At 57.5% G+C, this 13,167-nt stretch carries 9 protein-coding genes; 6 read left to right on the forward strand and 3 right to left on the reverse strand.

The features are described 5' to 3' along the window. The first annotated feature begins 384 nt into the window (after positions 1-384). Genes gltB through AC0JZ1_RS04740 form a run of 5 tightly spaced genes read left to right on the forward strand, consistent with a single transcriptional unit; the run spans position 385 to position 7,853 of the window. Positions 385-5,058 carry a glutamate synthase large subunit gene (gltB, locus tag AC0JZ1_RS04720; RefSeq protein ID WP_471883354.1) on the forward strand — a complete coding sequence of 1,558 codons (4,674 nt, stop codon included), beginning with the start codon at positions 385-387 and terminating at the stop codon, positions 5,056-5,058. A 59-nt stretch (positions 5,059-5,117) separates the two neighbouring features. After that, positions 5,118-5,390, forward strand: a complete 273-nt coding sequence (locus AC0JZ1_RS04725; protein WP_471881279.1) for an antitoxin — start codon at positions 5,118-5,120, stop codon at positions 5,388-5,390. An 8-nt stretch (positions 5,391-5,398) separates the two neighbouring features. After that, positions 5,399-5,785 (forward strand): PIN domain-containing protein, encoded by a 387-nt coding sequence (locus AC0JZ1_RS04730; protein ID WP_471881280.1) that lies wholly within the window; start codon positions 5,399-5,401, stop codon positions 5,783-5,785. Between the two features lie 23 nt (positions 5,786-5,808). Further along, positions 5,809-7,263 (forward strand): glutamate synthase subunit beta, encoded by a 1,455-nt coding sequence (locus AC0JZ1_RS04735; protein WP_471881281.1) that lies wholly within the window; start codon positions 5,809-5,811, stop codon positions 7,261-7,263. Positions 7,264-7,289: 26 nt separating this feature from the next. Then, the gene (locus AC0JZ1_RS04740) at positions 7,290-7,853 is read left to right on the forward strand and encodes a nucleoside 2-deoxyribosyltransferase (protein WP_471881282.1); all 564 of its coding nucleotides are present in this window, start codon (positions 7,290-7,292) and stop codon (positions 7,851-7,853) included. Positions 7,854-7,865: 12 nt separating this feature from the next. Here AC0JZ1_RS04740 and AC0JZ1_RS04745 read toward each other — a convergent pair whose 3' ends face one another. Together AC0JZ1_RS04745 and AC0JZ1_RS04750 are read right to left on the reverse strand one after the other, a co-directional pair. Further along, positions 7,866-9,044: an SGNH/GDSL hydrolase family protein gene (locus tag AC0JZ1_RS04745; RefSeq protein ID WP_471881283.1), complete on the reverse strand. Its 1,179-nt coding sequence runs from the start codon at positions 9,042-9,044 to the stop codon at positions 7,866-7,868. Between the two features lie 140 nt (positions 9,045-9,184). After that, entirely contained in the window at positions 9,185-10,399 is a 1,215-nt protein-coding gene (locus AC0JZ1_RS04750; RefSeq protein WP_471881284.1) for a lytic murein transglycosylase, read from the reverse strand. 210 nt (positions 10,400-10,609) lie between these two features. On the opposite strand from AC0JZ1_RS04750, the gene galU reads away from it, so the two are divergent. After that, positions 10,610-11,494 (forward strand): UTP--glucose-1-phosphate uridylyltransferase GalU, encoded by an 885-nt coding sequence (gene galU, locus AC0JZ1_RS04755; RefSeq protein ID WP_471881285.1) that lies wholly within the window; start codon positions 10,610-10,612, stop codon positions 11,492-11,494. Positions 11,495-11,588: 94 nt separating this feature from the next. Here the strand turns inward: galU and AC0JZ1_RS04760 are convergent, their stop codons facing one another. Further along, complete coding sequence (locus tag AC0JZ1_RS04760) at positions 11,589-13,151, reverse strand: outer membrane beta-barrel protein (protein WP_471881286.1); 1,563 nt, start codon at positions 13,149-13,151, stop codon at positions 11,589-11,591. Positions 13,152-13,167 lie beyond the last annotated feature (16 nt).

The raw sequence follows: 13,167 nt of genomic DNA on the forward strand, positions 1-13,167 counted from the left end.
ATATTGAGAAGCGGACCTGATTTCTGCGCCTGCATCTCGCCCTCCGCTCACGCATCCTCGCAAGAATTTATACGGAGCGTCTGAAAGGGGGTAATTTTCTGTCGCCAGAACTCTTGATGATGAAACTTTCCTGTATCCGTCAACAAATTATTTCAGTCTCGATGTCTTGCACCTTGAACAGTTGTCTGTCATAAAATCTGGGAAATAGGACAGATATGTTGTCCTAATTTTTATCTTGGTGCCGCTTTCGTTGGTCCGACAAGATGTGGCGGTGCCTCAGGCGTTGGTCGGTTGGCCGCGCTAGCAACCGAAACCTTCCGCCCCGGCGGTGACTAGGAGGAAATGATGACGAAGCCTGTATCCGCTCCCGAGCAGGGCGAGAGCATGAAAGCCGTTATCCCAGCCCGTCGGTCTCCTTCGGGCATGCCGTTCGCGCAGGGTCTTTACGATCCCCGCAATGAACACGATGCCTGCGGCGTTGGCTTCATTGCGCATATGAAGGGGCACAAGTCGCACCAGATCGTCAAGGATGGTCTGTTCATCCTGGAAAACCTCACGCATCGCGGCGCTGTCGGCGCTGATCCGCTGATGGGCGATGGCGCGGGTATTCTCGTTCAGATTCCGGATCGCTTTTTCCGTGAGGAAATGGCCAAGCAGGGCGTGACGCTGCCGAAGGCTGGCGAATATGCCGTCGGTCACATCTTCATGCCGCGCGACCCGGAGCAGATCGAGCACTTCAAGAAGGTGATGATCGAGGTTGTCGCCGAAGAAGGCCAGCAATTCCTCGGCTTCCGCGACGTGCCGGTCGATAATTCTTCGCTGTCCAAGGCGCCGGATATCGCTGCGACCGAACCATATCACTGTCAAATCTTCATCGGCGCTGGCCGTGATGCTGCGACGAACCATGATTTTGAGCGCAAGTTGTTCCTTCTGCGCAAGGTCATTTCCAACCGAATCTACGATCAGTTTGGTGGTGAGGAAACCGGCTTTTATCCAGTCTCGCTGTCCTCCTCGACCATTGTCTACAAGGGCATGTTCCTCGCCTATCAGGTTGGCGACTATTACAAGGACTTGAGCGATCCGCGCTTTGAGTCCGCCGTGGCGCTTGTCCACCAGCGTTTCTCCACCAACACTTTCCCGTCCTGGAAGCTGGCGCACCCTTACCGCATGGTTGCCCATAACGGCGAAATCAACACGCTGCGCGGCAACGTCAACTGGATGGCGGCGCGTCAGGCGTCGGTGTCTTCGCCGTTCTTTGGCGACGATATCTCAAAGCTATGGCCGATTTCCTACGAAGGCCAGTCGGATACGGCTTGCTTTGACAACGCGCTGGAATTCCTCGTGCGCGGCGGCTATTCGCTGGCCCATGCCGTCATGATGCTGATCCCGGAAGCCTGGGCGGGTAACCAGTCCATGTCACCTGAGCGGAAGGCATTTTACGAATACCACGCGGCCCTCATGGAGCCTTGGGATGGCCCAGCTGCCGTTGCCTTTACCGATGGAAAGCAGATTGGCGCGACGCTCGACCGTAACGGCCTGCGTCCCGCGCGTTATGTCGTGACTTCAGACGACCGCATCATCATGGCATCGGAAGCTGGCGTTCTGCCAGTGCCGGAAGAAACCATCGTCAAGAAGTGGCGCTTGCAGCCTGGCAAGATGCTGCTGATCGACATGGAAAAGGGTCGCATCATTTCCGATGAGGACGTGAAGAGCGAACTGGCCACCAAGCATCCGTATCGCAACTGGCTGGATCGCACGCAGATCATTCTGGAAGAATTAAAGCCGGTGGAGCCCCGTGCACTTCGCCGTGACGTATCCTTGCTCGACCGCCAGCAGGCCTTCGGTTACACCTCGGAAGATACCCGCATTCTGATGTCGCCTATGGCGACGACAGGTCAGGAAGCCGTTGGCTCCATGGGTACCGATACGCCGATTTCGGCGATGTCGGCCAAGTCCAAGCTGCTTTACACCTATTTCAAGCAGAATTTCGCGCAGGTCACCAATCCACCGATCGACCCGATCCGCGAAGAACTGGTGATGAGCCTTGTCTCGTTCATCGGTCCACGTCCGAACATTTTGGACCATGAAGGCATGGCGAAGGCGAAGCGCATGGAAGTGCGCCAGCCGATCCTGACAAATGGTGATCTGGAAAAGATCCGCTCCATCGGCCATGTGGAAGACCATTTCGATACCAAGACGCTCGACTTCACCTACGATATCGAGCGTGGTGCTGAAGGCATGCCGGAAATGCTGGATCGTCTCTGCGAACGGGCGGAAGCGGCAGTGCGCGGTGGCTATAACATCATCGTTCTGTCCGACCGTCAGTTGGGTCCAGACCGTATTGCCATTCCGGCCCTGCTGGCCACTGCTGCTGTTCACCATCACCTGATCCGCAAGGGTCTTCGCACCTCGGTCGGCCTCGTTGTCGAAACAGGCGAGCCGCGTGAAATTCATCACTTCTGCTGTCTGGCCGGTTTCGGTGCGGAAGCGATCAACCCGTATCTGGCATTCGATACGCTCATCGACATGCATAAGAAGGGTGAATTCCCGAAGGAAGTTTCGGAAGACGAAGTCGTCTACCGCTACATCAAGGCCGTCGGTAAGGGCATTCTGAAAGTCATGTCCAAGATGGGCATTTCTACCTATCAGTCCTATTGCGGGGCACAGATTTTCGATGCCATTGGCCTGTCTTCGGAACTGGTCAACAAGTACTTCTTCGGTACGGCCACGACGATTGAAGGTATTGGCCTCAACGAGATCGCCGAGGAAACCGTCGCGCGTCATAAGGCAGCCTTCGGCAAAGACCCGGTTCTTGCCTCCAACCTCGATATCGGCGGCGAATATGCCTACCGCATTCGCGGCGAAAGCCATGCCTGGACACCGGATGCGGTCGCGTCGCTTCAACATGCCGTGCGTGGCAACAGCCAAGACCGATATCGCGAATTCGCCGAAATGGTGAATGATACGGCGCTACGCATGAACACCATTCGCGGCCTGTTCAAGATCAAGAATGCCGAGCAGATTGGACGCAAGGCAGTCTCTATCGATCAGGTTGAGCCAGCGGTTGATATCGTCAAGCGCTTCTCGACAGGCGCCATGTCCTTCGGCTCGATCAGCCGTGAGGCGCACACGACGCTGGCCGTTGCCATGAACCGTATCGGCGGCAAATCTAATACGGGTGAGGGCGGTGAAGAGAGCGACCGTTATCTGCCGCTGGCGGACGGTTCGCAGAACCCGGAGCGTTCCGCCATCAAGCAGATCGCCTCTGGCCGTTTTGGTGTGACGACGGAATATCTCGTCAACGCCGATATGTTGCAAATCAAGGTCGCGCAGGGTGCCAAGCCCGGTGAAGGCGGTCAGTTGCCAGGTCACAAGGTGGATGCAACGGTTGCCAAGACCCGCCATTCCACGCCAGGCGTCGGCCTCATTTCGCCGCCGCCGCACCATGATATTTACTCCATCGAAGACCTGGCACAGCTGATCTTCGATCTGAAGAATGTCAATCCGCAGGCCGATGTATCGGTCAAGCTGGTATCGGAAGTGGGTGTTGGCACGGTTGCTGCCGGTGTTGCCAAGGCACGTGCCGACCACATCACGGTTTCCGGCTTCGATGGCGGCACGGGTGCGTCTCCGCTCACCTCGCTGAAGCATGCCGGTTCCCCTTGGGAAATCGGTCTTGCCGAAACCCAGCAGACGCTGGTGCTGAACGGTCTTCGTTCGCGTATCGCCTTGCAGGTGGATGGTGGTCTGAAGACGGGCCGCGACGTCATCATCGGCGCGCTGCTCGGTGCGGACGAGTTTGGTTTTGCCACGGCTCCGCTCATTGCGGCTGGCTGCATCATGATGCGCAAGTGCCACCTGAACACCTGCCCTGTGGGTGTTGCCACGCAGGACCCGGTTCTGCGCAAGCGCTTCAAGGGGACGCCGGAACACGTCATCAACTACTTCTTCTTCGTCGCCGAAGAAGTGCGCGAAATCCTTGCCTCCCTTGGCTTCACAAGGCTGGATGAGATTATCGGTGCGTCGGAACTGCTCGAAAAAGATGACATGCTGGCCCATTGGAAGGCCAAGGGTCTCGATTTCTCGAAGATCTTCCACAAGGTGGATGCTCCGAAGGAGGCAACCTATTGGACCGAGCGGCAGAAGCATCCGATTGATGACATTCTCGACCGCAAGCTGATGGAAAAATCGATGCCAGCGCTGGAAAACAAAGAGCCTGTGGTCTTTGAAGTGCCGATCAAGAACGTGGACCGTTCTGCCGGTGCCATGTTGTCCGGTGCGCTAGCAAAGCGGTGGGGCCATAAGGGTCTGAAAGACGATACCATCCATGTCACTCTGCGCGGCACGGCTGGCCAATCCTTCGGTGCCTTCCTTGCCCGAGGTATCACCTTCGATCTGGTGGGTGATGGCAACGACTATGTGGGCAAGGGTCTTTCGGGTGGTCGCATCATCGTACGTCCGCCGGAAAATTCGAAGCTGGCAGCCGAGCATTCGATCATCGTTGGCAATACGGTTCTCTACGGTGCCATCACCGGCGAGTGCTACTTCCGCGGTGTGGCAGGCGAGCGCTTCGCTGTTCGTAACTCCGGCGCAGTCGCTGTCGTCGAAGGTGTGGGCGATCACGGCTGCGAATACATGACGGGCGGCATTGTCGTGGTTCTGGGTGAAACGGGCCGCAACTTCGCAGCCGGCATGTCCGGTGGCGTGGCCTATGTTCTTGATGAGAGCGGAGATTTCGCCAAGCGCTGCAACATGGCCATGGTCGAGCTGGAGCCGGTGCCGGAAGAAGACGACATGCTGGAGAAGCTCCACCATCACGGTGGCGACCTCATGCACAAGGGACGTGTTGACGTGTCCGAAGACATGACGCGCCACGATGAAGAGCGCCTCTACCAGATGATTTCCAACCATCTCCACTACACCGGCTCCAACCGTGCCAAGGAGATCCTGGATCGCTGGACCGAGTATCGTCCAAAGTTCCGCAAGGTCATGCCGGTCGAGTACCGTCGTGCGCTGGAGGAAATGGAACGCATGCGCATGGGCGTTGCGGCGGAGTGATTGGTTTTTCGACTTCTCTTGTGATATGCTTATGGCATATTACAAACATGGAGTCGAAAATGAGCACGAACTTAAATTCTGCTGGTGAAGGTGGTGAAGTTTCCGTCGCCATCTTCAAAAATGGTCGAAGCCGGGCGGTTCGGATACCGAAGGAATTCGATCTTGAAGGCGACAGCGCCGTCATGGTGCGGCAGCCCGATGGTTCGATCTTGGTAAGAACTGCGGTGACCGCTGGTTTGGTCGATTACCTGAAGCATGCGGAGGCGTGGAGCGGAGACGATTTCGTCGGCAATAATGACGATTTGGCGCCGCTGCATGAGGTCGAGATCTGATGCGGTACATGCTCGATACCAACATCGTTTCGGCGATCGTTCGGGATCCGCGTGGACAGGTTCTTGAACGACTACTCGAGGTTGGAGAGCAAAACGCTTTTATCAGCATCATCACTCACGGTGAGATCTGGTACGGCGTCAGGAAAAATGGCTCAGAGGAGCTGTCGCGGAAGGTGTCAGCAGTTACGCGGAGGCTTTACGTCGCGCCCCTCCAACTGCCAAGCGACCAGCGCTATGCCGAGACCCGGCTGGCTTTGCGACAGGGGCAGAACATAGGTCCAAATGATCTTTGGATTGCCGCACACGCGCTGGCGCTTAATGCCGTGCTTGTGACGAACAACGAGAAAGAATTTTCCCGCGTGCCGGGATTGAAGGTTGAAAATTGGCTGCGCTAGCGGCGAAGATTGAGGGATGAAACATGGGCAAGGTTACGGGTTTCATGGAAATCGACCGGCAGGTGGCAAAGTACCAGCCTGCGTCGGACCGTATTCGCCATTTCCGCGAATTCACCATTCCAATGTCGGATGCCGAGGTGACGAAACAGGCGGCCCGCTGCATGGACTGTGGCATTCCCTATTGCCACGGCCCGACCGGCTGTCCGGTTCATAACCAGATTCCGGACTGGAACGACCTCGTCTATAACAACAAGTGGGAAGAGGCGATCCGCAACCTCCATTCCACCAATAACTTCCCGGAATTTACCGGTCGCGTTTGTCCGGCGCCTTGCGAAGAAGCCTGCACGCTGAACCTGGAAGATGCGCCGGTCGCCATCAAGACCGTTGAGCAGGCGATTGCCGATAAGGCCTATGAGCTTGGTTTCATCGCGCCGCAGCCGGCGACGATTCATACAGGCAAAAAGGTTGCCATCATCGGTTCCGGTCCGGCCGGTCTCGCCGCTGCCCAGCAGCTTGGCCGTGCAGGCCATGAGGTTCATGTCTATGAGCGTGAAACCAAGCCGGGTGGGCTCCTGCGCTACGGAATTCCTGATTTCAAGATGGAGAAGAACTTCATCGACCGCCGCGTCGAGCAGATCAAGGGCGAAGGCGTTACCTTCCATTGCGGCGTCAACATCGGTGTCGATATGCCGATGGAAAAGCTGCTGGCCGACCACGATGCCGTGGTTTACTGCGGCGGTTCGGAAACGCCGCGTCCTGCCGGTATTCCGGGTGTTGATCTGCACGGCGTCTATGATGCCATGCCTTACCTTGTGCAGCAAAACCGTCGCGTTGGCCGCGAAAACATCGATAGCGTGGGTTGGCCTTCTGAGCCGATCCTGGCCGGTGCAAAGCATGTCGTGGTTGTCGGCGGTGGCGATACTGCCTCTGACTGCGTCGGCACCGCTTTCCGTCAGGGTGCGGTGAAGGTGACCCAGCTCGACATTCGCCCCATGCCGCCGGAAAAGGAAGACAAGCTTGCCGTCTGGCCATTCTGGGCCACCAAAATGCGCACCTCTTCCTCGCAGGCGGAAGGTGCCAACCGAGAGTTTCAGGTCGCCACGCTGGAATTCGTCGGCGAAGACGGTCAGTTGACCGGCGTTCGCTGCTGCCAGGTGGATGAGCAACGCAAGCCGATTGCCGGCACAGACTTCATCATCAAGGCAGACCTTGCCTTCATCGCTATCGGTTTCTCCGGTCCGGCGAAGGATAGCGTGCTGAAGGATCTGGGCGACAAGCTTGCGCTGAATGTCGACCGCCGTGGCTCGACCAATGTCATCGCCAATGAGCGTGACTATAAGACCTCGGTGGATAAGCTCTGGGCAGCGGGCGATGTTCGTCGCGGCCAGTCTCTGGTGGTTTGGGCTATCCGCGAAGGTCGCCAGGTTGCACGCGCTGTCGATGAAGCCCTGATGGGCGCATCTGTTCTGCCGCGTTGAGCACGCACGGGAGAGGCCGCAATCCGATGAGCCTGAAATTCTATCTCGCCGGACCTGAGGTCTTTCTCCCGCATGCTCGCGAAATGCTCGATGCCAAGGCCGCGTTGACCCGCGAATTTGGCTTCGAACCTATTTGCCCCGGCGATCTCATCATTGAACCTGCCCCGACGCGTCATCAGTTCGGATTGAATATTAGCGCCGTCGATGAAGGCATGATGAACCGCGCCGATGGCATCATTGCCAATCTGACGCCCTTTCGCGGTATTGCCGCTGATGTGGGCACAGCCTTCGAGCTGGGCTATATGTGTGCGCAGGGCAAGAAGGTAGCGGCCTATACCAACATGACCGCCACTCATTTCGAGCGAACGCGCGGTTTCTACAACGGCGATATCATTGAAGGTGCGGATGGCCGCAAACGCGGGCCAGATGGTCTGTCGCTTGAAGATTTCGATATGATCGACAATTTGATGCTGCATGGTGGTATCGAGCGGCGAGGCGGTTTTGTTGCCACGCATGATGCCGCAGCCGATGCCCTCTACACGGACCTTTCGGCGTTTCGCCGCTGCCTGGAATTCTTTGCCAGCCGGTGAGGTTGGTAAAGCTCAGTTCGTTTTGACGGGTTCGGTTCGATAGTAATCGATTCGGCCCACCGGCGCTTCCGCCAATTCTCCCTTGGTCAGCAGCAGGTTTTGCGGGGTCTCTGCGGGCAGAGGTTTTGTAACCGCCGCGCCCAATAACTCTTTGCCGCCGTCGAGTTCTGGATCGGAAAGGCTGATCGGCTGGCTCGGAATTTTGGATTCCACATCCGGTGGTAGATTGGCCAGAAGCGGAAGATTGCCTGAATCCAGCCGGATCAGGTCGCTGACGCTGAGATCCCCCAAATGCCGCTTTGCAAACTTCTCGACATAGAATGCGAGTTTCCGCTTGCCTGCATCTGTGAAACTCACCCCATCCGCACCGCGCAGGCGAGCCGGTTGACCGTTCATATCGGAGCCGGTGATGATGAACTGCCCGCCTTCATCGACAAAGCCATCCCAGATATCGACGAACTCGCCTCCCACTTCTTCGACATCCTGACGGAAGATACCGTTGAGCGTCAGCGCATCGGCACTGAGGGAGGGAGATTCGAAAGCGGCAAGGCCAACCCAGAGCAGCGGGATTTTCCTATCGGTTACCAGTTTGGCAAAGCGTGTGACCCGCGCATCATATTCTTTCAGCCAAGCGTCTGAACGGAAGCGTTCCTTGCTGCTGCCGATCGTCATGGTTTGCCGGTCATTCGCGCCAATCATGACAACCACGATCTGGGGCTTCACCTCCTCCAGCATCTTCGGCAGTTCAGCCAGCCAATCGTAGTGATCCTGACGCACCAGGCCGGAGGATGGAGAGCCCTTCTCAACGACAACGACGGAGGGGTCTTCGGCAAAAGCCGTGACAAGACCTTGACCCGCACCCATGGCACCGAAATCGCCGACCACCAGGATCTTGCGGGCGGTTTCCATCTTCTCCACCGCCTCCGGCTCGGCAGGTGCTGCAACAACCGGGGCAGGGGCGCGAACGGCAGGGCGGGCAGGTGAAACATTGGCTGGCGGACGCGCACGCTGCCGGTTCGGCTGAATGCGAATGATCGAGCCTTCCGGCCTCTGGCGGCGAGGTTCACCAAACAGCATGTCGAGAAGTGTGCGGCGTTCCTGCGCATGAGCAGGCACGGTTGGAACGGCAAGCACGAGCATGAGGCAAGCCGTCACAAGCCTTGGCCCGGATCTGTGCCATCTGCTGCCCATCGTCGTCTCTTTCCACATGCGGCTTTCGTCAAGGTACGGAATGTGCCGCTCAAATTCCACCCCGGATGGCACTTCGCATCAAGTGCCAGAAAGGCGAGGTATATCGCCTTTCTCTTATCGATGAATGTGCGGGAGCTTGCTCAGTTACGCAAGGCGCGAAGCAGCGATTTCGAGGGCTGGCCATCATTCTCCATGCCGAGGCGAGACTGTATGGCGCTGATTGCAGCCTTGGAACCGGAGCCGAAATTGCCGTCTATTTCGCCGTCATAATAGCCCATCGCCTTCATTCGGCTCTGAAGCTCGAACTTTTCCTTGATGTCGAGCGTATTGTGCGGGCGCGGCCAGGCTTGTTGAATGCCGCCATAGCCTGCAATCTCATCTGCCAGAAGGCCCACAGCAAGCGCGTAGGAATCCGCAGCATTGTATCGCTTGATGACGAAGAAGTTCTTGGTCATCAGGAAGGCAGGGCCGTTCGCACCCGCCATCAGCTTCAATTCTGCGCGGTCATTGGGGCGTGGAAACGCCTTGCCATTGGCACGGACAAAGCCAAGCTTTGCCCACTGGGCAAGTGTCTTCGTCTGGCCGCTATAACGACTGCCACCGTTTGGAATAACGGCTTCATAGCCCCAAGTGGAGCCCGTCTGCCAACCGTTCTTGGCAAGCAGATTGGCGGAGGTTGCCAATGCGTCTGGTACGGAACTCCAGATGTCTCGGCGTCCGTCGCCATCGGCATCAACCGCGTAGAGCAGATAGCTTGTGGGGATGAATTGCGTGTGGCCCATGGCACCCGCCCACGAGCCAGTCAGATGCTTGGGCGTCACGTCGCCGGATTGCAGAATTTTAAGGGCTGCGATCAGCTGCTTGCGAGCAAAATTGGCACGCTTCGGATCGGCCCAGGCAAGTGTTGCAAGTGCCTGGGGCACATGATGCAGGCGGTCACGATTTTCGAGTGCTGCACCATAATTGGTTTCCATCGACCAGATGGCGAGCAGCGTATATTTGTCGACGCCGAAATGCTTCTCGATCGCCGTCAGCGTGCGGTTGTGGCGGGCTAGCATCTCGCGGCCAACCTTCACCGTGTAGGGGTTCACGCGCGAATCGAGATAATCCCAGATCTGCGATTTGAATTCCGGCTGATACTGCGCCTTATCCAGAACATCCTGATCTGGCCCTGTTACCCCGGCGAATGCCTGGTTATAGGTAGAACGAGAAATGCCACTCGCAGCAGCCGTTTCGTAGAATTTCGAGACCCATGCCTTGAAACCTGCATCAGCTTTGGCATCTATCGCAGAGGTCGCAACCACAATGGCTGCGATTGCGGAGAGGGCAATGCGTTTGGCGCTGAATTTTTTCATCGTCAGTCGTGTCCCTTGTTCTTTCCGGTCTCAAATTCGCCAGGATCGGGAACGACGCCCTGGCATGCACGACAGGGTAGACATAACGTGTCAACAAATTCTTTACCATGTGGACACTGTTCTGTCATTGTTTGTGAAAATGTAGTGATTGGTTGCTATGGCGCGAACGCGCAGCACCCTATTATTCGTTTGTGCTGTAAGGAGGCATGAGTGGGACAACAAAAGATCCGTAAAGCCGTTTTTCCCGTGGCAGGCCTTGGAACGCGCTTTCTGCCCGCCACAAAGGCTGTTCCGAAGGAAATGCTCACGGTTGTCGATAAGCCGGTCATCCAGTACGTGGTGGATGAAGCTGCGGCCGCTGGCATCGAGCACTTCGTGTTCGTGACGGGTCGTGGCAAGGGCGTCATCGAAGACTATTTCGACATCCAGTTCGAGCTTGAGCAGATGCTGCGCGAGCGTAACAAGAATGCCGAACTGACGCTGCTGGCCGATCTCTTGCCAACCGCCGGTACTGCAAGCTTCACGCGACAGCAGGTGCCGTTGGGTCTTGGCCACGCGGTATGGTGCGCACGCGATATCGTGGGCAATGAGCCATTCGCCGTGCTTCTGCCGGATATGATCATGGCTTCCGAAAAGAGCTGCCTGCGCGGGATGGTGGAGCTCTATGAAAAGACCGGCGGTAACGTGCTTGCCGTTGAAGAATGCGACCCTGCGCTTGCCCACAAATACGGTATTGTCGGCGTTGGCGATAAGGTGGGCGACGAAGGCTTCAAGATTACCGAGATGGTTGAAAAGCCTGCCAAGGGCACGGCTCCTTCCAACTTCTTCATCAACGGTCGCTATATCCTGCAACCGGAAATCTTCAAGATTCTGGAAACGCAGGAACGCGGTGCGGGCAACGAAATCCAGTTGACGGATGGCATGCTGGCGCTGGCAAAGAGCCAGGAATTTGCCGCCTACCATTTCAAGGGCGAGACCTACGACTGCGGTGCCAAGGATGGCTTCATTCTCGCCAACCTCGCATTCGCTCTGAAGCGTGACGACATTCGTCCGCTTATCGAAGGTCCTCTGCGAAGCATTACGTCCAAGCTCTGATCTAAACGCTTGCAAGCTTTTGCGCCCTCGAACTTATGGTTCGGGGGCGTTTCATTTCTGAGGATAGTTATCGTGGAAGAGGTGGAAGCTTTGCTTACCGCCTGAGGCTCAAGCCAATACCGGCGCGCCACTGTCTACTGTCCACGCCGCCCGGATTATCGTTCAATTCGTATCCGATATTGGCCGTGGCATCGAGGTAGCGGTTCATGTTCCAGACAAGGCCTGTGCCTACGGCCCAATTGAACTGATCCTGCGTATCGCGGAAATCGCGCCAGGTGGTGGATGCGGTCAATCGCGCCGTCAGGTCAGACCTCAACTGATGCGAAAGGCCGGAACTGAGCAGATATTCCACCCAGCCGCTTTGGCCGGCGCTGGTCGAATCCTGAACTGTCGTGCGGAGCCCGAGATCAAGATCCGTGCCCCGTTGGGGAGACCAAAGAAGCGTGCCGTCCACTGTGAAGGCATCGATAGCTGCAAGGCGGGCGTCTTCATATTTGACGGTCGCATAGCCGAGCCCAAGTTCACCGCGCAGTTTTTCACCCAGATCAAGCTGCACGCCCGCACGTCCACCATAGCTCCAGGAGGAGCGGGCGTAGCCCGAGGCGTCCAGTTCTTCATCATAGACTGCCCGGCCAAGCGTGGCTTCGATGAAGGGGATGAGGGCAGGCGAAAGCTCATAGCCAAGCCGAAGACGACCTTCCACGGCGTTTCGGTCGCGGTCGCCAAGGTCAACACGCGTTCCATCGGCGAAGCTGACGCTGCCATAGGTGGTGCGGGTTGCCGCCACCGCTGCCGTGCCGCGCAGAACTCCAAGCTCCCGCTCAATCGAAGCACCGCCAGAGTAGCGGTCAACGCGGGCCTGCTGGGTTGCGCCTGCAAAGGCGTTGGGGTTGGAGGTTTCTTCGCGCTCGAATGCATAACCCGCAGTCAGATGCGCGATGGTCTGTTCCGAAAGGTCGAGCCGCAAATCGCCATCGATGCGGGCGCTGGGCTCGGTTGCCCCTTGGCCGCTGATGTTCTTTTCATAGGTGCTGGCACCCGTAATCGTCAGAGCGTGGCGGCCCCAATCGGAGGTCAGGCTGCCGTTTGTGGTGTTGGCGAAGAACGTGCGATGGCGGCTACCTGCCGCATCCTTCACGCTCTCCGTATTCAGGCTTTGATTGCTGCTGGTACGCAAGATGAAAGAACCGAGCCGCAAGCCGGTGCCATCGTCCCGTGGGCCAGTGGGAGCTTCGCCTACGTCAATTCCCGGCTCCGGCGCGTTCTCTGGCGATTCTGCGAGCGTGCTGAGGTCATCGCCCGCCAGATCGTCTGCCTGGTTGAGTGGTGTGCCCTGCAGCATGCCCGCACTGCCACGCAGACCATTGAGATTGCCTGATGGCGGGTTGGTGGATGATGATGTGCTGTTGGAAGCCGCAACTGGCAGGGGCGAAGCAGGATCATTATCGTTTGGTAAGGCGGATGCGTCCGGGTCTGTGCTGGACAGTCTCGAAATGGAGCCCGATCCACCGGTTACCGGTGTGAGCAGAGAGCCAGTTTGTGCCGATTGAGCTGCAACATAAGACGGTGCCGTTACCAGGCAGACGGATGCCATCAGCGCAGCCAGGGGCGAAAATCGCCGCAGCCTGAATGGCGGATGGAAAAAGGCTTTCGTCATGGTGCCGTCGGGCTCC

The organism is Affinirhizobium capsici, assembly GCF_977018625.1.